Annotated in this window: 17 protein-coding genes; 15 read left to right on the top strand and 2 right to left on the bottom strand. The window is 75.8% G+C overall.

Features of this window, described 5'->3' with window-relative positions:
- The first annotated feature begins 134 nt into the window (after positions 1 to 134).
- The 8 genes from ACFVU7_RS19965 (at position 135) to ACFVU7_RS19930 (ending at position 11,132) form a co-directional block, all read left to right on the top strand.
- Positions 135 to 959, top strand: a complete 825-nt coding sequence (locus ACFVU7_RS19965; RefSeq protein WP_388046230.1) for a phytanoyl-CoA dioxygenase family protein — start codon at positions 135 to 137, stop codon at positions 957 to 959.
- Between the two features lie 11 nt (positions 960 to 970).
- Complete coding sequence (locus ACFVU7_RS19960; RefSeq protein ID WP_388046228.1) at positions 971 to 1,540, top strand: DUF6309 family protein; 570 nt, start codon at positions 971 to 973, stop codon at positions 1,538 to 1,540.
- On the top strand, positions 1,537 to 5,943 hold the full coding sequence (locus ACFVU7_RS19955; protein WP_388046226.1) for an AMP-binding protein: 4,407 nt from the start codon (positions 1,537 to 1,539) through the stop codon (positions 5,941 to 5,943). The genes ACFVU7_RS19960 and ACFVU7_RS19955 overlap by 4 nt, the downstream gene beginning before the upstream one ends.
- Before the next feature lie 11 nt (positions 5,944 to 5,954).
- Complete coding sequence (locus ACFVU7_RS19950; protein ID WP_074004675.1) at positions 5,955 to 7,211, top strand: aspartate aminotransferase family protein; 1,257 nt, start codon at positions 5,955 to 5,957, stop codon at positions 7,209 to 7,211.
- Positions 7,212 to 7,223: 12 nt separating this feature from the next.
- Positions 7,224 to 8,087, top strand: coding sequence for a TauD/TfdA family dioxygenase (locus tag ACFVU7_RS19945; RefSeq protein ID WP_049659062.1), 864 nt, complete (start codon positions 7,224 to 7,226; stop codon positions 8,085 to 8,087).
- Positions 8,084 to 8,899 carry an SDR family oxidoreductase gene (locus tag ACFVU7_RS19940; RefSeq protein ID WP_388046224.1) on the top strand — a complete coding sequence of 272 codons (816 nt, stop codon included), beginning with the start codon at positions 8,084 to 8,086 and terminating at the stop codon, positions 8,897 to 8,899. Before ACFVU7_RS19945 ends, ACFVU7_RS19940 begins: the two co-directional genes overlap by 4 nt.
- Before the next feature lie 3 nt (positions 8,900 to 8,902).
- Positions 8,903 to 9,649 (top strand): class I SAM-dependent methyltransferase, encoded by a 747-nt coding sequence (locus ACFVU7_RS19935; protein WP_388046222.1) that lies wholly within the window; start codon positions 8,903 to 8,905, stop codon positions 9,647 to 9,649.
- 289 nt (positions 9,650 to 9,938) lie between these two features.
- Entirely contained in the window at positions 9,939 to 11,132 is a 1,194-nt protein-coding gene (locus tag ACFVU7_RS19930) for a glycosyltransferase 87 family protein (protein ID WP_388046220.1), read from the top strand.
- A 61-nt stretch (positions 11,133 to 11,193) separates the two neighbouring features.
- Here ACFVU7_RS19930 and ACFVU7_RS19925 read toward each other — a convergent pair whose 3' ends face one another.
- The gene (locus ACFVU7_RS19925; protein WP_117492178.1) at positions 11,194 to 11,886 is read right to left on the bottom strand and encodes a Tat pathway signal sequence domain protein; all 693 of its coding nucleotides are present in this window, start codon (positions 11,884 to 11,886) and stop codon (positions 11,194 to 11,196) included.
- A 308-nt stretch (positions 11,887 to 12,194) separates the two neighbouring features.
- Between ACFVU7_RS19925 and ACFVU7_RS19920 the strand changes: the two genes are divergently transcribed.
- From ACFVU7_RS19920 to ACFVU7_RS19900, 5 genes are all read left to right on the top strand, one after another.
- Positions 12,195 to 13,655 (top strand): hypothetical protein, encoded by a 1,461-nt coding sequence (locus ACFVU7_RS19920; RefSeq protein WP_388046218.1) that lies wholly within the window; start codon positions 12,195 to 12,197, stop codon positions 13,653 to 13,655.
- Between the two features lie 65 nt (positions 13,656 to 13,720).
- Positions 13,721 to 14,524, top strand: a complete 804-nt coding sequence (locus ACFVU7_RS19915) for a methyltransferase domain-containing protein (RefSeq protein WP_049660250.1) — start codon at positions 13,721 to 13,723, stop codon at positions 14,522 to 14,524.
- Positions 14,521 to 15,297: a maleylpyruvate isomerase family mycothiol-dependent enzyme gene (locus ACFVU7_RS19910; RefSeq protein WP_388046217.1), complete on the top strand. Its 777-nt coding sequence runs from the start codon at positions 14,521 to 14,523 to the stop codon at positions 15,295 to 15,297. Before ACFVU7_RS19915 ends, ACFVU7_RS19910 begins: the two co-directional genes overlap by 4 nt.
- 275 nt (positions 15,298 to 15,572) lie before the next feature.
- A complete protein-coding gene (locus ACFVU7_RS19905) occupies positions 15,573 to 16,208 on the top strand; it encodes an AAA family ATPase (RefSeq protein WP_388046215.1) in 636 nt (211 codons plus the stop codon).
- A gap of 88 nt (positions 16,209 to 16,296) precedes the next feature.
- Positions 16,297 to 17,166 (top strand): NAD-dependent protein deacetylase, encoded by an 870-nt coding sequence (locus ACFVU7_RS19900; protein WP_074004589.1) that lies wholly within the window; start codon positions 16,297 to 16,299, stop codon positions 17,164 to 17,166.
- A gap of 51 nt (positions 17,167 to 17,217) precedes the next feature.
- Here ACFVU7_RS19900 and ACFVU7_RS19895 read toward each other — a convergent pair whose 3' ends face one another.
- A complete protein-coding gene (locus tag ACFVU7_RS19895) occupies positions 17,218 to 17,859 on the bottom strand; it encodes a hypothetical protein (protein WP_388046213.1) in 642 nt (213 codons plus the stop codon).
- Positions 17,860 to 18,704: 845 nt separating this feature from the next.
- Here ACFVU7_RS19895 and ACFVU7_RS19890 point away from each other — a divergent pair.
- Together ACFVU7_RS19890 and ACFVU7_RS19885 are read left to right on the top strand one after the other, a co-directional pair.
- A complete protein-coding gene (locus ACFVU7_RS19890; RefSeq protein WP_388046211.1) occupies positions 18,705 to 19,976 on the top strand; it encodes an MFS transporter in 1,272 nt (423 codons plus the stop codon).
- Positions 19,977 to 20,142: 166 nt separating this feature from the next.
- Positions 20,143 to 20,589 carry a glutaredoxin domain-containing protein gene (locus ACFVU7_RS19885; protein ID WP_388046209.1) on the top strand — a complete coding sequence of 149 codons (447 nt, stop codon included), beginning with the start codon at positions 20,143 to 20,145 and terminating at the stop codon, positions 20,587 to 20,589.
- The last annotated feature ends 66 nt before the right edge of the window (positions 20,590 to 20,655 follow it).

The raw sequence follows: 20,655 nt of genomic DNA, 5'->3' as shown, positions 1-20,655 counted from the left end.
GGCGCCTGTGACGGACGCTCCGCCGCCACCCGAGGTCTGGATGACGCCGTGTGCCCCCACTGCCCGCGCCACGTCCCGTGGCGCCGATTCCCTGTGTGTTCCCCGCCGAACGGAAGGAGGGGATCGGTTCGGTGATGCCGTCCTCCGGAGGGCGTGAGGCCCTCGACACCGAGCACCGCCGCCAGTTCCTGGAGTCCGGGTACCTGGTCCTGCCCGGCCTGCTGCCGGAAGCGCTGCGCGAACGGCTCGCGCCCGAGGTGGACCGGTGGGTCGACGAAGGCCTGCGGGCCCGGTCGATCGCCGCGTGCGCCGACCCCTTACGGCACGGACCGCCCCCGCTGCTGGAACTGGAACTGCCCGCCCACGGCGAACTCCTCACCCACCCGCCCCTGTTGCGCACCCTGACCCGCCTGCTCGGGCCGGACTTCGTCTTCCACCACCTGCACAGCGACCGCCAGGACCCGGGGATCCCGGGCAAGGCCTGGCACCACGACTGCGAGCCCAACGACCGCTCCGACCCGTCGCTGCTGATGGTCCACGCGCTGCACTACCTCGGCGGACTGGACGAGAAGGTCGGCAGCCTGGCCGTGCTGCCCGGCTCGCACCTGCGCACCGTCGGCAAGTCCGCCTACGCCCACCACGGCACCGGCGAACTGCCCGGCGAGGTGGTCATCGACCGGCTGCCGCCCGGCTCCACCGTGCTGCTCAACTCGGCGCTGTTCCACACCCGCCGGCCGGCACCCGAAGGGCCGGGCCGCCCCCGGTACTTCGTCGACGCCTCCTACTGCCAGGTGGGAGCGCGCTGGCGCCCGGTGAAGCCGTACTGGCGGCAGATGCTCGCCCGGGCCCGCGAACTGGACCTGGCCGACGGCCAGTGGCCCGAGCTGTTCGCGGAGCGGCACTTCACCGAGTACACCGGCAGCGAACACGCCCGCACCGAGTACACCGGAACCGTCTGAGGAGCACTGCCGTGGAGATCGTCACAGCCGTCGCCTACCCCGAGGTCCACGACGCCTACCTGCGGGACCACCCGGTGGATCGGGCCCACGAGGCGAACAGCAACATGTACGGCGAGGAGAACCTCGACCGTGCCGACCGCATCCCCGGCGGCTGGTGGCGGATCCGGCTCTCCCGGGCGGACGTCCTGGGCATCGTGCTGCCCTGGCACCTGAGCGAGGGCGGGGAGCTCGAACTGGTGCCGCGCTCCGGGCTGACGGTGGCCGAGGCGGCCGAGCGGGTCCGGGCCGGCGGATCGGCCTGGACCGCCGCCAACCCGGTCTGCGCGGCGAAGCTGCGGCTGCTGAGGTGGGCCCCGCTCACGCCCGTCTTCCTCAGCACCGCCCCGGTCGACCACTCCGACTACGGGGACCTCGTGCTCCGGTCGGGGCTGATCCACCTCGACGGCCTGCACCGCATGCTGGCCTGGGAGTTGGCCGGACGGTTGCCCGAGCGGGAGCTGCTGGACGGCTACCTGGTGGGCGACCCGGGGGTGGCCGCCGGGCCCGCCCGGGCGGGCCGGAGGGGGGACGAGTCGGCGTGACCTCCGCGACGCAGCACCTCCGGTCCGCGGCCTGCGGCCACCCGGCCGACCCCGCCCACCGGGCCCGCTCGCTGCCCGACCTGCTCGCCCACCACGCCCGGGCGCACCCCGACCGGCCCGCCCTGGGCGACGGCGTCCGCACCTTCGACTACCGCACGGTCGACACCGCGGCCGACCGGATCGCCGCCCGGCTGGCCGCCGCCGGCACCCGCCGGGGCGACCGGGTCGCCCTGCTCGGGCCCCGGGACGCCCGGATGCTGGTGCTGCTGTACGGCGTGCTGCGCGCCGGCGCGGCGGCCGTGCTCGCCGATCCGGACTGGTCGGCGGCCGACCTGGCCCGGCGGCTGGCCTCCGTCCGGGTGGCCCGGGTGCTCGCCACCGAGGGCGGCCTCGGCGGGGAGGTGGTGGACGTCGAGGCGCTGCCGGAGCTGCCCCCGGTGACCACCGAGGTACGGGGCGAGGACCTCGCGTACCTCTCCTTCACCTCCGGGTCGAGCGGCGAGCCCAAGGCGGTGGCCGTCACCCACGCCAACGCGGTGCACTACGCCCGGGCGCTGGCCGGGCGGCTCGACCTCACCGAGGCCGACGCGCCCCGCGCCGCCCACGTCACCACCCTGGCCGCCGACCTCGGCCACACCGCCTGGCTGCTCGCCCTGGCCACCGGCGGCTCGGTGCACCTCGTGCCGGACCGCGAGGTACGCGACCCGGAAGCCTTCTGGGCCTCGCTGCGGCGGGCCCGGGTGGACGTGCTGAAGACCACCCCCTCGCACCTGACCGCCCTGCTGGAGGGCCGCCCGGCCGACACCCCGCCGCTGCACACCGTGCTGCTCGGCGGCGAGGCGCTGCCCCGCCCGCTCGCCGCCGCCCTGCTCGACGGCGGCACCACCGCGCGGCTGGCCAACCACTACGGACCGACCGAGACCACCGTCGGCGCCACCTGCCTGCTCGTCACCTCCGCCCGCCAACTGCCCGCCGAGGAGCCGACCGTACCGATCGGCACCGCGATCGGCGAGGTGCTGCTGACCGTGGTGGACGGCGACGGCCGGGCGGTGCCGGACGGCTCGGTGGGCGAACTGCTCATCGGCGGCCGGGGCGTGGCCGCCGGGTACTTCGGCCGGCCGGACGAGACCGCCCGCGGCTTCGTCCGGCGCGACGGCCGACTCGTCTACCGCACGGGCGACCTGTGCCGGCGGCGGCCGGACGGCAGCCTGGTCTTCCTGGGCCGGGTGGACCGCCAGGTCAAGGTCCGCGGCTACCGGGTGGACCTCGCCGAGGTCGAGCGGGCGATGGACGGCCACCCGGGCGTCGCCCGCTCGGCGGCGCTGCTGCGGGAGACCGCGCTCGGCAACCAACTGATCGGTGTCGTACGGCTGTTGGACGGCACGGACGGGACGGTGGGCCTGGACGGGGCTGGGATCCTGGACGGGCTGCGGGCGCACCTGCGGGACCGGCTGCCCGGCTACTCCGTGCCGCAGCCGATCCTGGTGCTGCCGCGGTTCCCGGTCGGACCGAACGGCAAGCTCGACCGGCAGCGGCTGGCCGAGCTGGCGGCCGAACTGGTCGAGGCCCGGGCCGAGTCGGGCGACACCGGGTCGGACGGAACCGAACCGGACGACACCGGGGTGAACGGCGGTGCGGGGAGCGGACCGGCCGGGGAGATCGCCCGGTTCTGGGCGGGCGCCCTGGGCCTGCCCGCCGTCGGGCCGCGCGCCGACGTGCTCGGCCTCGGCGGGGACTCCATCCTCGCCATGCGCACCATCGCCCTCCTGCGGCGCTCCGGCCTGCGGGTCGCCTACGAGGACTTCTACCGGTACCCGACGGCGGAGGGCCTGGCGGCGGTCGCCGTCCCGGTCGCGCCGTCCGTCCCGGCCCCGCGCGGCTCCACGAGCGGTCGCCGACTCGCCCCGGCCCAGCGGTGGTTGTACCGGCAGCGGACGGTGCGGGACCTGCGGCACTGGAACCAGTCGGTGCTGCTGCGCTGTCGCACCGCCGTCGACCCGGAGGCGCTCTCGGCGGCCGTCGCGGCCGTCCTGGAACGGCACCCGGCGCTGCGCCGGCCGGTCACCCCGGACGGCTGCGGCGAGGTCCGGGCGGTGGCCGAGCTCGACCCGGTCTCCTTCTCCCGGATCCCGCGCGCGTCCGGGGAGATCGCCGACACCGTCGCCGGGGTCTGCACCGAACTCCACCGCAGCCTCGACCCGTCGGCCGGCCGGCTGCTGCGCGCCCACCTGTTCACCGGCCCGCCCGGCACCGACGACCGGCTCGCGCTGATCGCGCACCACCTGGTGGTCGACGGGCTGTCCTGGCGGATCCTGCTGGACGACCTGGCGCACGCGTACCGGGCGGTGCTCGACCGGAAGCCGGTCGACCTGCCGCCGACGGCGGACTTCTACGCCTGGGCGGCGGTCTCGTCCTCCGTCGCGGCGGAACCGGTCGTCGGGGACGCCGCTGTCGGGGAAGCCGAGGAGGCCGGGGAGGTCGAGGAGCCCGCCGCGCTCAGCTGGGCGCTCGACCCGGACGCCACCGCCCGGCTGATCGCCCGGCACGGTGCCGGGGCCGGGCTGGAGGCCGTACTGCTGGCCGCCTTCGCGGAGGCCGTCACCGGTGACAGCGGCCGCCCCCGGCTCGCGGTGGAGGTCGAGACCCACGGCCGGGACGCGGTCGGCGACCCGGGCGAATTCCTGGACACCGTCGGCTGGTTCACCGCCGTCAAGCACGTCGAGCTGGACGCCGGGGCCACCCCGGACACCGTGGCCCGGCGGCTGCGCGAGGCCCCCGTCCGGCCGATGGACGGGCCCGGCGGACGGCCCGCCGTCGGCTTCAACTTCCTCGGCACCTTCCGGCTGCCCGAGGAGCCCGCGCTGGACTGGACCGTCGCCGCCGAACAGGCCGGCACGGCCCGCTGTACGGGCGGCGACCCGCTGTACGAACTGCGGCTCACCGCACGGGTGGTGGAGCAGCGGCTGGTCGCCGACCTGGTGTACGGCCGGCCCGGCCTGCCGCACCCCGCCGCCGAGCGGATCACCGGGCGGTTCGCCCGCGCCGTGGCGGCCGAGGCGCGGGCCGAGGTCGTCGGCCGGACCGACGCGCGGGCCGACGCCGAGGCGCCGGAGGCCGCACCGCCCGTCCGGGCACCGCTGTCCACCTCCGGCCAACTGCTGCACCCCGGTGTCGCCCCGACGGCCCGGGCGACGGTGCGCGAACCCGCCCGGGTGCTGCTCACCGGCGCCACCGGCTACCTCGGACGGCACCTGCTGGAGGCCTTCCTGGCGCGCGGCGCCGAGGTCACCTGCCTGGTGCGGGCCGCCGACGACGCCGAGGCGCTGAAGCGGCTCGGCACCGGCGCGGCGGGCACGGTCCGGCCCGCCCGGGCGCTCGCCGGGGACATCGACCGGGACGGCCTCGGCCTCTCCCCGGCCGCACTGGAACACGCCCGGGGCGCCCACCTGGTGGTGCACGCGGCGGCGGACGTCCGACTGGTGGCCTCACCCGACGAGCTGGAGCGCACCAACCACACGGCGGTGCGCCGACTGCTCGACTGGGTCGGGGAGCACGCCCCGGACGCCCGGGTCCACCACGTCTCCACGCTGGCCGTCTCGGGCGGCGTCGACGGCCCGCCGCGCCGCTTCAGCGAGGCGGACCTGGAGATCGGCCAGCACTTCCGCACCCCGTACGAGCGGACCAAGTACCGGGCCGAACAGGCCGTCCGGGCCTGGGCCGCCCGCGGGCACGCCGCCTACCTGCACCGCAGCGGCCACATCGCGGCGCACAGCCGGACCGGCGCGTTCCAGGCCAACGCCGGCGACAACCGGATCTACCAGCTGCTCCGCGGCTACCTGCTGGCCGGCGCCGCGCCGAGCCGGCCGGGCACCGCCTTCGCGTTCTCGTACGTGGACACGGTGGCCGCCGGGATCGCCGCGATCGCCCTCGACCCGTACGCCGCGCCCGGCGCGTACCACGTGGAGACGCCGCACGCCGTCCCGCACGACGAGCTGGTGCGGTGGCTGGCCGGGCACGGCCACGCCGTACGGCTCACCGACGAGGCGGCCTTCGCGGCCGCCCTCGCCCGGGCCGAGCGCCGGCACCCGACGGCCGCCCGGGTGGCCGCCGCCTGGGCGGCGCAGGAGGAGCGCCGCGTCCTGGTGGACAGCTCGTACACCACCGCGGTGCTCGACCGCCTGGGCGTGCGGTTCGCCGCGCCGACCCCGCGGTGGTGGTCGGCCGCACTCACCTGGGCCGCCGAGGCCGGCTACCTGCCGCCCGTCGGCCCGACCCCGCCCACCCGTGACGACATCCGTGACGACGTCCGCGACGGCGCCGATCACGACACCTGTGACGACGTCCGCGACGGCGCCGGTCACGACCCCCGAGACGACATCCGTGAAGGCAGGACCAACCCGTGAAGGCAGGCCCCGTGTCCCAGCTCTCCCCGGCGCTCAAGCAGGCCACCCCGGTCGTCGCCGTACGCGGCGAAGGACTCCACCTCTACGACGCCGACGGCCGCCGCCACCTCGACTTCACCTCCGGCGTGGGGGTGACCAGCACCGGCCACTGTCACCCGAAGGTGGTCGAGGCCGTCCGGGAACAGGCCGGCCGGCTGATCCACGGGCAGTACACCACCGTGCTGCACGACCAGCTCCTCACGCTCACCGAGCGGCTCGGCGAGGTCCTTCCGTCCGGCCTGGACTCGCTGTTCTACGCCACCGCCGGCACCGAGGCGGTGGAGGCCGCGCTGCGGCTCGCCCGGCACGCCACCGGACGGCAGAACGTGATCGTCTTCGAGGGCGCGTTCCACGGCCGCACCATGGGCGCGGCCTCGCTCACCACGGCCGGAACCCGGTTCCGGGCCGGCATCGGCCCGCTGATGCCCGGGGTCGCGGTGGCGCCCTTCCCGGCCGCGTTCCGGCTCGGGCTGTCCGAGGACGAGGCGGTGGCGCACGCCCTGCGCGGACTGGACGAGGTGCTCGCCACCGTCTCCGCGCCCGCCGAGACGGCCGCGATGTTCGTCGAGCCGGTGCTCGGCGAGGGCGGCTACGTCCCGGCCCCGCCCGGCTTCCTGGCCGGGCTGCGCGAGCGGGCCGACCGGCACGGGATCCTGCTGGTGGTGGACGAGGTGCAGACCGGCTTCGGCCGCACCGGCCGGTTCTGGGCCCACCAGTACGAAGAAGGGGTGCGCCCCGACGTCCTGATCACCGCCAAGGGCCTGGCCAGCGGCTTCCCGCTGTCCGCGATCGCCGCGCCCGCCGAGCTGATGGGCCGCGCCTGGCCCGGCTCGCAGGGCGGCACCTACGGGGGCAACCCGGTGGCCTGCGCCGCCGCGCTGGCGACCCTGGACGTGCTGCGCGAGGAGCGGCTGGTCGAGAACGCGGCCGAGCAGGGCGCCCGGCTGCTGGCCGGGCTGCGGGCGGTCGCCGCCGAGGCGCCCGGGATCGCCGACGTCCGCGGGCTCGGGCTGATGGCCGCGAGCGAGTTCTGCCGCCCGGACGGCACCCCGGACCCGGAGGCGGCCCGGCGCGCCCAGCAGGCCGCGGCCGAGCACGGCCTGCTGCTGTTGCTGTGCGGGATCCACCTCAACACGGTCCGGATGATCCCCGCGCTGGTGGTCACGGCCGAACAGATCGACGAGGGCCTGGAACTGTGGGCGAAGGCCGTCGCGGCCGGCGGCCGGTAGGGAGGAGAGGACATGGACGCGGTGACCGAAATCGGCTGGAGCAGCCTGGAGTTGGACGCCCGGCGGGAGCTCTGGTCGCTCCCGCTGGAGGAACGGGAGCGGCGGCTGCTCTGGGCCGACGCGCGGGCCGGGCAGTGGGGCGCGGGTGAGCAGGTGCGGACCAGGCTGCGGGAGTTCGTCCGGAACGCCGCCGACTCGGTGGGCATCACCCATGTGAGCGGCCTGGTGGACGCGACCCGCCCGGAGCAGGAGATCACCGAGGTGCTCTCCTTCCTGCTGGGGGACTTCGGCCGGATCGTCCCGCAGAACGGGCGCGGCGACCTCACCTCGGTGCTGCACGACCAGGACGGCGACGGAAACACCGAGCTGGGCTTCCACTGCGACACCTGCGACCTGCTGGTCCTGCTCTGCCTGCGGCCCGCCTTCGACGGCGGCGGGCTGACCAAGCTGGCGAGCGCCCGGCACGTGCACGACCTGATCGAGCGGGAGCGGCCGGACGCGCTGGCCACGCTCCGCGAGGAGTGGACCTTCGAGCGCAGCGGCCGGGCCGGTCCGCAGGTGGTGGTCACCCCGATCCTGTACGACCGCAAGGACGGGACGATCGGGTGCTACTACCAGACCCGCACCGTCCGCTCCTCTCCCGACCGCGGCGGACCGGAGTTGACGGACCGTCAGTGGGAGGCGCTCGGCGTGCTGGACGAGGTGCTCTACCGGCCGGAGATCGCCTTCGGGCTGCCGATGGCCGCCGGTGACCTGCTGATCATCCGCAACAGCCGTGTGCTGCACGGGCGTTCGCCGTTCATCGACGAGCCCGGGCCGTACGCCCGGCGGATGCTGCGGGTCTGGGTGAACGAGGGGGAGGAGTGGACGCCGTGACCGCTGGAGCCGAGAGCACGGATGCCGTGACCGCCGGAGCCGGCGCCGGAGGCGCGCCCGCACCGCACGGGCGGGTGGCGATCGTCACCGGCGGGGGCAGCGGCCTCGGCCGGGCCTCGGCACTGGCCCTGCTGGCGGCCGGCTGGACCGTGGCCGTCGCCGGGCGGCGCAAGGACGCGCTGGAGGAGACCGCCGCCCTGGCCGGGCCCGGGGCCGCCCGGGTGCTGCCCGTCCCGACGGACATCCGCAGCCCGGAGGAGGTCGCCCGGCTCTTCGACACCGTCCTCGACCGCTACGGCCGGGTGGACCTGCTGTTCAACAACGCGGGCGCCGCCGCCCCGCGCCGGCCGATCACCGAGACCCCGTTCGAGGACTGGAACCGGGTGCTGGACACCATCGTCACCGGCGGCTTCCTCTGCGCCCGCGAGGCCTTCCGGGTGATGAGCACCCAGACCCCGCAGGGCGGGCGGATCATCAACAACGGCGCGCCCTCGGCCTACGTGCCACGCCCCAACTCCATCGCGTACACCGCCGCCAAGCACGCCGTGCTCGGCCTCACCAAGGTGCTCGCCCTGGACGGCCGCGCGTACGGCATCTCCTGCGGGCAGATCGACGTCGGCAACGTCACCCCGGTGGACGGCGGCCCGCAGCCGGCCGCGATGCAGGCCGACCGGACCATGGCCGTCGAGGCGACCATCCCGGTGGACCGCTTCACCGAGGCCCTGGTGCTGATGGCCTCGCAGCCGCCGGACACCACCATCCAGTCCCTGGTCGTGCTGCCGACCACCATGCCGTTCGTCGGAAGGGGCTGAGCCGTGCTGGTCAGCGCACGCTCCTTCGCGGAGTACCGGGCGATGTTCGCGCTCACCGAACGCGACCTGGAGCAGCGCGTCCTGGACTGCCCGGCCGGCGCCGCGAGCTTCGTGGCGGAGGCCGGGCGGCGTGGCATCGACGCCGTCGCCGTCGACCGCCAGTACGCCGAGCACCGCGAGGAGCTGGGCCTGCTGGTGGAGCGGGAGACCGGCTTCAAGCGCGAGCGGCTGGTGAAGGAGACGGCCGACCACGTGTGGTCCTGGTACACCGACGCGGACGACATGATCCGCCAGTGGACCGCCAACGCCCGGGACTTCCGCGCCGACATCGCCGCCCGCCCGGACCGCTACGTGGCCGGCTCGCTGCCCGAACTCCCCTTCGCCGACGACTCCTTCGACCTGGTGCTCAGCTCGCACCTGCTGTTCTCGTACGGCAACCGGCTGGACGGGGACTTCCACCGGGCGGCCCTGCTGGAGCTCGCCCGGGTGGCACGGCACGAGGTGCGGGTGTTCCCGCTGATGGTGTACGACACGCGGGAGCGCTACCCCGGGCTGGAGCCGCTGCGCGGGGAACTGGCGGACCTCGGCGTCCCCAGCCGGGTGGAGCGGGTGGCCTACGAGTTCCGGCCGGGGGAGAACGAGATGCTGGTGCTCGCCACGGCGGGCTACCGGACGCCGGCCCGGACCGCGGCGGGCGCCGCGGTGGCCGAGGACCCGGTGCGGTGGCGGCACCGGGAGGCCGGGGACTGACCGCTGCCGGGCGCCCGCTCGCGCCCCGGGCCGGAGCCGTACGAGCTCAGGCCCGGGGCGGGCCCGGGTGGGTCGGTCCGCGGGTCGGTCGGCGGCCCGGTCGGTGGGTCGGTCGGCGGCCCGCGGAAATCCGTACCGGTTCGTTGTCGTCCGTTTCCGGTGGGTGCCGCGTCCTGGTGGTATGAACCACTGTCCAGTCCGACCCGAACCCGACCTGCGCCCCGGCCCCCAGGAAGCCGCGCCGGACCGAGGGACCCCGCCTCCGCGCCGGGCCGATCCGGTGGTGCCGGTGCTGGCCGCGGTCGCGGTGGCGGCGGTGGCGTCCGCGCTCCTGCTCCGGGGCCTGCTGCTGCAGTACGAGTCGTCGGACTGGTACTACTTCCTCGGCCCCTGGTACCGGTACATCGCGGCGCACGGCGGGTTCCAGGCCCTCGGCGACACCGGCTTCTCGGACTACAACGTCCCCTACCTGTACCTGATGGCCGCGCTCGGCCGGCTGCCGGTGCCCGCGCTGGCGGCGGTCAAGTGCCTGTCGGTCCTCTTCGACCTGGCGCTGGCCTACTACACCCACCGCATCGTCGCGCTGCGGTGGCCGCACCGGCCCTGGCGGCCCTTCGCGGCGGCGGTGACCGTGCTGTTCCTGCCCACGGTCGTGACCAACAGCGGGTGGTGGGCCCAGGCCGACGCGATCTTCACCGCCTTCCTGCTCGGCGGCGTCCACCACCTCCTGCGCGGCCGGCCCTGGTGGACCTGCGCCTTCTTCGGGATCGCCCTGGCCTTCAAGCTCCAGGCGGTCTTCCTCTTCCCCCTGCTGCTCGTCGTGGTCCTGGCCCGGCGGATGCCGTGGCGGTGCCTGCTGGCCGTCCCGGCCGCCTACCTGGCGCTCGACGTCCCCGCCGTGTTGCTCGGCGCCGACCCCTGGCAGCTGCTGACGGTGTACGCCCGGCAGACCGGGACCTACCGGGACCTCACGCTCAACGCGCCGTCGGTCTACCAGTTCGTCTCGGTGCCGTCCGGCGAGGACGACCCGGTGCGCCGGGCGGGCGTGCTGGTCGCGGGCCTGCTGGTGCTGGCGCTGATCGCCCTGGCGGTCCGGGCCCTGCGAAGCGCCGGAGGTGCGGCCGGAGAGTCCCTTGCCGGCAGGTCCACGGCCGGGGGTGGACGGGCGGGGCTCACCGGGACGGGGATCCTGCTGCTGGCCACCGTCTCCGCGATCGCGGTGCCGTTCCTGCTGCCGTCCATGCACGAGCGCTACTTCTACGTCGCGGACGTCCTCAGCGTGATCGTCGCCTTCCACCTGCCCCGACAGCTCTGGTACCTGCCGGTGCTGGTCCAGCTCGCGTCCTTCGGCAGCTACCTCAAGTTCATCGCACCCGGCGTGGCGCCGTACCTGTCGATGCCGGCCCACGGCGCGCTGATGCTGCTGGCACTGGTCGCCGTACTCCGGGCCGCCGCCCGGGAGTTCGGCCTGCTCCGGGTCTGACCGGAGCCGGGGTGGGCCCGGCGGCGCTGCCACGCCCGCCCCGACTCCTCTGCGGGTGCGGTCAGTTGACGAAGACCGCCGGGCTTCCCGACTGGCTGGTGTCCGCGACCGGCCCGTACGTCGCGGAGAAGTAGCCGTCGGCCGGGCAGAGCGTCGAACCGCCGCTCTTGGCGAAGTGCTCGGTGCGGAAGGCCAGGCTGTGCGCGGTGTTGTCGGCGCTGCCGGTGAACGCGCCGCTCAGCTGGTAGGAGCAGGTGATGGTGCCGAACCAGGTGTCCAGCACGGCGGTGGCCTGGATCGTCCCGGCGGACCCGCCGGTCAGGGTGACCGGCAGGCCGGGCGCGTCGGAGACGGTGACGCCGTACGGCAGGTTGCCGACCGTCAGGCTGCGCACCGAGGTGACCCCGGTGACGTTGGCGGTGCACGAGCCGAAGGTCAGCCCGGTCAGCGACGCGGTCGCGCTGCCCGGCGCCGCCGGGTTGCCCAGCACCGAGGCCGAGAGCTGGGAGGTGGCGCAGGTGACACCGGTGGTGCTGGTCGCGGTCGAGTAGAAGGTGGCCTTGGTGCCCGGGGCGAGCGGTGCGGCGAGCGCGTCGCCGACGGCGACGGCGGTGCCGCCCGCGCTCCCGGCGGTGAGCACCGGGCCGGCGGCGAGGGACTCGGGCGACGCGGAGGCGGGTACGGCGGCCAGCGCGAGCGCGGCGGTCGCGCAGACGGCGGCGGCGGTGGCGGGGAGGCGGCGGCTGAAGCGCATGGGAAAACCTCTTCCTCGGTGAGGGGCGAGAAGACGTCCTCTCGCGCGTTCCCGAGCGGTGGGGACCGGGGAGCGCGCGGCGTTTCCGGGTCCACAGGGTCCAGCCGTGACCGCATGCCGTCAAGGCGATCGGACGAACTTGCTGACATTTCGTCAACAAGACCGTCCTCGTCCACAAGACCGTCCTCGCCGACGGCGCCACGGCGCCACGGCGCCACGGCGCCCGGGGCTTGCGGCGCGGGTCTTCCCTCCACCCGCCGGGAACCGCCACTGTGGTGGACGCGGATCCCTCGGACGGGGTGGGTGGAGTGGGCGACCAGCACGAGACGCACAACAGGATCAGCCAGAGCACCATCCACGGCAACGTGTTCATGGGCGGCGTCCTCACGCTGATGGGCGGCCGCAGACCGCGCCTTCGGCTGCTGATCGCCGTGCTGAGCGTGCTGGCCCTGCTGGGCGCCGGCACGACGTACTGGGCGCTGACCGCGACGGAGGGCGGCAAGGGGCCGGAACTCGGCGCCCACTACGACCCCGAGCACGCCGACGCCGACTCGACCACGGTCGTCCCCCGGGTCGTCAAACCGACCGACCCGCCGGCCGTCACCGGCTGCGAAGCCGCCCGGACGTGGGCGCACGCGCAGGGCGGTACGGACGTGGGCGCGTCGCCGCTGTCGGTCTCGATGGTCGGCAACGGCCACACCGTGGCGATCGAACAGGTGCGGGCGACGATCGTGGGCGAGCCCCGCGACCCGCTGTCCGGCACGGTCGTGGACTGCGCCGGACAGGGGGAGGGCAAGAAGATCGACATGGGCGTCGACCTGGACTCCCCGAATCCGGTCGCGCTGATCGGGGCCGCCGGACCGGTGTCGTTCGCGCCCTACTTCACCGACAAGTACCTCTATCTGGAGGACCGGAAGCCCGAGATCGTCAGCCTCACCGTGCTCGCGACCCGGCACAGCTACGACTACGTGCTCACGGTCGAGGGCACCGTCGACGGCAAGCGCCGCACCTGGACGCTGAAGGACGGCGACCGCCCGTTCCACGTCTCCGGGGTGCGCAGGGAGTCCGGCACCGAGCTGTCGACCCACGGCAGGGGCTGGGAGACGAGCTACGGCACCGGTTCCGGCGAGCGCATCCGGTGCAACCCCTGCTACGACCAGGACCAGCAGGAGATCCCGGGCACCACGGTCGCCGTCGCTCCGGCCGGCTACAGCTTCCCCTCCAAACCGGGATACCAGCCGGGGGATCCGATCGCCCCGCCGAAGGACCGGCCGACCGCGCAGACGCCGCCGCTGACGGTGGACGGGCACGACGCGGAGTCCGTCGCGATCGCCTGGGCCGTCACCTCGGGCACCTTCGACACCTCCCGCGGCGACACCGGGCCGGCGGCCGTCCTGAGCCGGTCGCGCCGGTACCTGACGTCCGAACTGGCCGCCGCCGGCGGTGGGTTGACCGCCTGCGAGGAGAACGGGCCGGCCTGGCCCGCCGACCTGACCGCACGCCGGGGCTGGTCGCTGGTCAGATGGGTGGTCGCGGGGCCCGCGGCGGGCCGCTTCGATCCGCGCGACCTCACCGGCGAGGTGGTCGAGCTGGAGGTCTCCGCCTACTGCACCTACGCCGCCGAGGAGGGCTGGTTCCGAACGCCCAGGCAGTCGTACACCCCGCGACTGACGCTCCGACGCGGGCCCGACGGCGGCTACCTGATCTCCGACATCGGCAAGGTGACCTACGACATCCCGGCGCTTACCGACCCGGCCCCGCAGCCCTGAACGGCCCGACCCGAGCGCCGCGCCCCGATTGCCCCGGCCGAGCCGCCGCCTGCGAGAATCCCGGCATGGCTGAGCACGAGAGCGACCACGGCTACCTCCTGGACAACCGCCAGTCGGAGGCGGGCATCCGCTTCGGCGCCCTCGCCGAACTCTTCGACCCGGTGACCTTCCGGCACGTCGACGCCCTCGGGATCGGCCCCGGCATGCGCTGCTGGGAGGTCGGCGCGGGCGGCCCCTCGGTGCCGCTCGGGCTCGCCGAACGCGTCGGCCCGACCGGCGCGGTGGTCGCCACCGACATCGACGTCTCCTGGACCGCCCCCGCCGCCGGCGGCGTGATCGAGGTGCTGCGCCACGACGTGGCCGCCGACCCGCCGCCGCCCGGCGGCTTCGACCTGGTGCACGCCCGGCTGGTCCTGGTGCACGTCGCCGACCGCGCCGAGGCCCTGCGCAGGATGGTGCGGGCGCTGCGCCCCGGCGGCCGGCTGCTCCTGGAGGACGCCGACCCGGCCCTGCAACCGCTGCTCTGCCCCGACGAGTCCGGCCCCGACGAGCGCCTCGCCAACCGGCTGCGGACCGGCTTCCGCACCCTGATGGCGGGCCGCGGCGCCGACCTCGCGTACGGGCGGACGCTGCCCAGGGCGCTGCGCGAGGCGGGCCTGGTCGACGTCCAGGCCGACGCGTACTTCCCGATCACCTCGCCGGCCTGCGCGGTCCTGGAGGACGCGACCGTCCGGCAGATCCGCGGACTGCTGGTGCGGGAAGGCCTCGCGACGGACGAGGAGATCGACCGCCACCTGGCCAACGTCGCGACCGGCCGGCTCGACCTGGCCACCGCCCCGATGATCTCCGCCTGGGCGCGCCGCCCGTGACGTCTCCCGGGCCGCCGCCCGCAGGCCTGGACGGGTCCGGGGTCGGCGCGCTGCTCGCCGAGGTGCGGGCCTCCGCCGGGCGGGTGCTCGCCACCGTCGGCACGCTGACCGACCGGCAGGCCCGCGAGCCCTCGACGCTGCCCGGCTGGAGCCGCGCCCACGTCCTCACCCACCTCGCCCGCAGCGCCGACGCGTACCGGTGGCTGCTGACCGTGGCCCGCACCGGCACCGAGCCGGGTCCGCGCGCCGGGGCCGCCGCGCCGGACCGCGCCCTGGGCGAGGGCGCCGGGCGCGGTGCGGCGGAGCCGGCCGCCGACCTGCGGAACAGCCTGGACGGGATGTTCGCGGCGGCCGCCGCGATGCCCGCCGAACGGTGGTCCACGCCGGTCACCGCCCTCGCCGGCTGGCGGCACCCGGCGTGGTTCACCCTGCACCGGGCGTGGCGGGAGCTCGAAACCCACCACGTCGACCTGGACCTCGGCCGCTCGACCGCTGACTGGCCCACCGGGTACGTCGCCTGGGCGCTCGACGGGACGGCGGCCGCCCTGGCCGCGCGCGGATTCCCCGTCGCCCGGCTGACGGCCACCGACCTCGGCCGCGACTGGGCCCTGGCGCCGTCCGGCCCCACCGTCAGCGGCCCCGGCCACGCCCTGCTCGCCTGGTTGTCGGGGCGCGGGTCGGTGGAGCGCCTGCGGGCGGAGGGCCTGCGGGCGGACGGGCCGCTGCCCGGGCCGCCGGGGTGGCCGCTGCCGCCGGTGCCCGGCTGGGGCTGAGGCGGCGGGTCCGGCGTCCGGTCGCCGGAATGCGGCAACATCTGCTCCTGTAGCGGCGGTTCGGCCTCGTTCACCTCCGCGTCGGCGGGGTTTCCCGAGGGGCGGGTCCACTGGAACGGCGGCTCCGGCGGGTTCCGGCGGCGCGATGCCGCCGTCCGCCGTCCGCCACCCGCAGGGGAGGTGGCGGGCGGCGGCCGCCCGGCGCAGACTCACCAGGCATGACACCCTCCCTCCCGACCACGGACCGAACCCCCAGCACGGACCGAACCCCCACCATGGACCGACGCCCGCACCTGCTCGTCGTGAGCGGCCCGCCCGGAGCGGGCAAGACCACGCTGGCGCACGCCCTGGCCGACGCGCTCGGCCGCCCGGCGGTCTGCCGGGACGAGATCAAGGAGCGGATGGCCGCCGCCCGGCAGGCCCCGGCCAAGGACCTGGGCCTGGATTTGGGCCCGGACCAGGACCTGAACCAGCGGACGCTGACCGAGTTCTTCCGCACCGTCGACGGACTCCTGCGCGCGGGAACGGACCTGGTGGCGGAAGCGGCCTTCCAGGACCGGCTGTGGCGGCCCGGTCTGCTGCCGCTCGTCGGCCGCGCCGAGCTGCGCATCGTACGCTGCACCGTCGACCCCGGGACCGCCCGCGAGCGCATCGCCCGCAGGGCCGCCGAGGAACCCGGTCGCGCCGTCCACGCGGACGGTGAGCTGCTGCGCCGCATCGCGCGCGGCGAGCGGCCGATCGAGTCCTGGGTGCCGATCGCGCTCGACGCCCCCTGCCTGGCCGTGGACACCACCCGGGGCTGGAACCCGCCGCTGGAGCGGATCACGGCCTTCGCCGCCGGTGCCGCCGGTGTCACCGAGGAGCCGTCCGGGCGGGTGGGGAACCACGTGCCGCGGGGTCGGAAGAGCTGACAGGACCGCGCGGTGCCGCGATCACGTCCCGACGCGTCCGGGACCTGTGCCGGCCCCTCCTGCGGCGCCACGCCCTAACCTCGACGGTATGGACGCGTTCGAACACCCGGGCGGGCAGGCCGCCGTTCCCCCGGGAGTGGAGCTGGAAGGCCTGGTACGGCTGCTGGACCGGCGCGGCGCGGTGGTGCTCAGCGGGGCCGGCCTGTCCACCGAGTCCGGTATCCCCGACTACCGCGGCGCCACCGGCCGCCGCCGCAGCGGCACCCCGATGACGTACCAGGAGTTCACCGGCAGCGCGGAGGCCCGGCGCCGCTACTGGGCCCGCAGCCACACCGGCTGGCCCGCGATCGCCGGGGCCCGGCCCAACGCCGGGCACCACGCGGTGGAACGGCTGCGCCGGGCCGGGCACGTCGCGGCGGTCATCACCCAGAACGTGGACGGCCTCCACCACGCGGCCGGCACCCGGGAGGCCGTCGAGCTGCACGGCGGACTCCGCCGGGTGGTCTGCCTCGACTGCCGCCGCACCAGCACCCGGGCCGAGCTGGACGGACGGCTGGAGGAGCTCAACCCGGGCTTCCGGTCGGCCCGGGCGGAGCTGCGGCCCGACGGCGACGCGCGGCTGCCGCAGTCCGCGGTGGACGGCTTCCGGGTCGCCGCCTGCACGGCGTGCGGCGGCGTGCTCAAGCCCGACGTGGTCTTCTTCGGTGAGAACGTCCCACCGCCCCGGGTCGAGCACTGCTACGAACTGGTCGACGCGGCGGGCTCGTTGGTGGTCCTCGGGTCCTCCCTGGCGGTCCTGTCCGGGCTGCGCTTCGTCCGCCGCGCCGCCCGGGCCCGGCTGCCGGTCGCGATCGTCAACCAGGGGCCGACACGCGGGGACGAACTCGCCGGGCTCCGCCTCGACCTGCCGCTGGGGGCGGCCATGACGGAGGTCGCCCGGCTGCTCGACGCGGCCTGACCGGGCCGGCCGGCGTTCCAGCCGGCCCGGTCGGCGGCCCGGTCGGCCCGGTCAGCCGGCGGGCAGGGCCGGTCGGCCCGGTACCCACAGCGGCACCCGGCCGGCGCGCGGCATGGAACGTGCCGCGTCCTGCTCCAGCCAGCCGGCCACCCGCTCCGGATCGCCCTCGCACAGCTCCACCAGCGCGGCCGCGGCGATCCGGGTGCAGCACAGCACCAGCGCCAGGGTGTCCTGGCGGCAGTGCCGCTCCCGCACGTACGCCTCGGCGCGCTCCTCGATCCGGCGGGCGTGATCCGGCCCGTCCTCGGCGGTCAGCGCCTGGACCCCGTGCCACACCAGGGTCAGCGCACAGGGCTCGGCCGGGTGCGAGGCGCCCTCCCGATGCGCCTGCTCCCGGGCCTCCGCCGAGCGCTGCCCGAGCCACTCCAGGGCCGCCGGACCGTCCTCCCGGCAGGAGCGCAGCACCAGCTCCGCGGCCCGGGCGACCACGGCCCGCAGCACCTCCGGCGCGGGCGCCCGCAACCCGGACGCGGGCCCGTCCCCGAACGCCAGCCAGGCATCGGCGAACGAGGCCGCCCGCAACCCGCCCACCCAGGCCGGCGCCCCGCCCTCCGTACTCAGCCAGTCCTGCGCCCCCAGCCGCACCAGCCCCACGGCCGCCAGGCGCACCGCGTCCCCGTCCAGCTCCCGCAACCATCCATTCCGCACCAGCACACACCCCCGTCAGCGGTTCATCCCCGTGAGGCTCATCCCACCACACCGGGACGGGAACGAACTAGACAGGGGCACGTCACAATCCGGAAGCGGGCCTTCCGGGTGGTTCTCCCGCGGGGACGGCCGCGCCGCCGGGCCGGGCGCGTGGCCGGGCCTCGACGCGGCGGGTCGACCGGGCTGGTGCCGGACGTCGTTGGCGGGCTGGTCGCGCGAGGGTTCCCGGCGGGAGTGTCGGGGCGGTCGGGCGGAGCGCGCGGGGGCGGCCCCGGGGGCGGCGGGATCCGGCCAGGGTTCGGCCGGGTGTGCGGGCCGCCGCATGGGGTGGCCGGGTTTCGGTGTGACGGCCGTGGCGTGTTCGGTCGTTCGGGGTGTGGGCGTCGGGTGAGTTGGGCAGGGACGCGTCAGGACCCGGGCGGCTGTGCGGACGCCCGGTGCGTCAGGGCTGGGCCGGTCACGGCCCGCCGTCAGTGTGCCGTGAGCCCGTCGACCGGGCCGCGGGCGCCCTTCACCGATCCCGCCGGGTCGATCACCGGTAGCGGACCCCACGGATGGTGCGGGTGGCGTCCGGCGCGAGGGTGATCCGTTCGGGCCGGTCGACGCCCGCGGCCCGGACGGTGGGCGGGTGCGGCGCGGCGTGCTCGGCGAACGCGACCGGCTGGTCCGTGACTTGGGCGCCGGTGCGGTGGCCCGGGGCCTCGCGGGTGGTGCGTGCGGCCGTGCGGTCTCGATGGGCGCCGGACTCCAGCGTGCGGCCGGGAGCGCCGGCGCCGGGGAAGCAGGGGAGCGACGGGTGGGCCGGTTGCGACGGAAGGGACGGACCGAAGATGGATGTGACGACGCGGACGGCGGTCGCGGCGGACCGCGCAGCGGAGCGGGAGGCGCGACACCGGACCTCGGCGGGGGTGTTCTGGCGCTACTGGACCGGATCGCTGGTCAGCCGGCTCGGGAACCAGGTGTCCGTCGTGGCCCTGCCGCTGATCGCCGTGCTCACCCTGCACGCGACGGCCTGGCAGGTCGGCCTGGTCACCGGCGCCGGGTACCTGGCCTGGCTGCTGGTCGGACTGCCGGCCGGGGTCCTGGTCCACCGGCTCCCGCTGCGCGGCACCCAGGTGGCGATGGACCTCTTGCGCGGGGCGGCGGTGGCCTCGGTGCCGGTGGCGGCGGCCCTGGGCGTGCTCGGCCTGCCGCAGTTGGTGGTGGTCGCGCTGCTGGTCGGGCTGGCGGGTGTGGTCTTCGACGTCGGCAACTCCACCTTCCTGCCCTCGATCGTCGCCAAGGAGGAGCTGACCGTCCGCAACAGCCTGCTCTCCGGCAGCAGCGCCGCGACCGAGCTGGCCGGCCCCTCGCTGGGCGGGGTGCTGGTCCAACTCGTCGGCGGCGCGGCCGCGATGGTGCTGGACGCCGTCAGCTACCTGGTCTCGGCGGCGCTGCTGCGCAGTCTGCCGCGCGCGGAGCGGCCCGCCCGGCGGCCGGGCGGCGCGGGGATGTGGAGGCAGATCCGCGAGGGCTGGCACTTCGTCACCCGACATCCGGTGATCGGGCCGTGTGCCGCCTACGCCACCGCGGTCAACTTCGTCTCCGGCGGGCTGATGACGCTCACTCCGGTGTTCCTGGTGGACGCCCTCGACGCCCCGGCCGCGGCCGTCGGCGCGCTGATGGCCACCGGAGGCCTGGGCAGCCTGGTCGGCGCCGCCCTGACGCCCCGGGTGGTCTCCCGGATCGGCAGCGGTGGCGCCCTGCGGTGGTCGGCACGGATCGCCGCGCTCGTCACCTTCCTGCTCCCGGTGGCCGGTTCCGGATGGGCGGCGCTGGTCTTCGCCCTCGGCAACGCGGGCTTCGCGGCGGGCGTCGTGGTCACCACCATCGTCGCCCGCACCCACCGGCAGACCCACACTCCGCCGGAGCTGCTCCCGAGGGTGATGGCCACCGTCCGGTTCGTCTCCTGGGGCTCCATCCCGGTCGGCGCGCTGCTGGCCGGTGCCGCCTCCACGGCCTGGGGGCCGCGTACGGCCCTGCTCCTGCTGGCGGTGTGCAGCCTGGCGGGCCCGGTGATTCTGGCGGCCGGCCCGCTCCGCCGGCCGCGCGACCTCGCCTGACATCGGCCCGCGGGCTTCCCGGCGGTCCGCCGCCATCGCGAGCCGTTCTGACGCAACGTCACTATCGGTACAGTGCAAGGGCATCGATTCAAACGGTGGGGGTCATCGCGTGGCAGGGCCGGGGGAGTGGAGCGGCGAGGGCCGTGTACGGATAGCCTGGGTCGCCATGATGCGTGTGTGGATGCTGCCGTTGTTGTTGGTGCTCTGCGGTGCGGCCGTCGCGGGCGGACTCGTGTCGAGCGGGAGCCGCGGAGCGGCCGTCGTGTACCTGCTGGGGTTCGCGGGGCTCGCGGCCGTGAGCTCGACCCTGGTCTTCCCGAAGTCGCTCGGCGCGGCGGAGGCGCAGCGCCGCAGCGCGGCCGACGGCTGGCCGGTGGTGTACTGGAGGCCGGGCTGCATGTACTGCCTGCGGCTGCGGATCCGGCTGGGCCGGGCGGCCCGGCGGGTGCACTGGGTGAACATCTGGCGCGACCCGGAGGCGGCCGCGGTGGTGCGGGCGGCCAACGACGGCAACGAGACCGTGCCGACTGTCGTCGTGACCGGCCGACCGCACACCAACCCCGACCCCGCGTGGGTGCGCGGACAGCTTCCCGCCGCCACCGCGAAGCGCTGACCGCCCGTCGGCGCGGCCGTACCGACGGCGGTGGCAGGCGATTTGAGTACGGCTCAGCGCCGGCGT

The organism is Kitasatospora sp. NPDC058046, assembly GCF_042885595.1.
Classification (GTDB): Bacteria; Actinomycetota; Actinomycetes; order Streptomycetales; family Streptomycetaceae; genus Kitasatospora.
This window is presented reverse-complemented; position numbering and strand designations above follow the sequence as displayed.

Excerpts from the sequence above, each read along its gene's own strand:
- ACFVU7_RS19905 (WP_388046215.1), top strand. The coding sequence starts at position 15,573 with ATGGACCGACGCCCGCACCTGCTCGTCGTGAGCGGCCCGCCCGGAGCG.
- ACFVU7_RS19965 (WP_388046230.1), top strand. The coding sequence starts at position 135 with ATGCCGTCCTCCGGAGGGCGTGAGGCCCTCGACACCGAGCACCGCCGC.
- ACFVU7_RS19945 (WP_049659062.1), top strand. The coding sequence starts at position 7,224 with ATGGACGCGGTGACCGAAATCGGCTGGAGCAGCCTGGAGTTGGACGCC.
- ACFVU7_RS19885 (WP_388046209.1), top strand. The coding sequence starts at position 20,143 with ATGATGCGTGTGTGGATGCTGCCGTTGTTGTTGGTGCTCTGCGGTGCG.
- ACFVU7_RS19900 (WP_074004589.1), top strand. The coding sequence starts at position 16,297 with ATGGACGCGTTCGAACACCCGGGCGGGCAGGCCGCCGTTCCCCCGGGA.
- ACFVU7_RS19890 (WP_388046211.1), top strand. The coding sequence starts at position 18,705 with ATGGATGTGACGACGCGGACGGCGGTCGCGGCGGACCGCGCAGCGGAG.
- ACFVU7_RS19925 (WP_117492178.1), bottom strand. The coding sequence starts at position 11,886 with ATGCGCTTCAGCCGCCGCCTCCCCGCCACCGCCGCCGCCGTCTGCGCG.
- ACFVU7_RS19915 (WP_049660250.1), top strand. The coding sequence starts at position 13,721 with ATGGCTGAGCACGAGAGCGACCACGGCTACCTCCTGGACAACCGCCAG.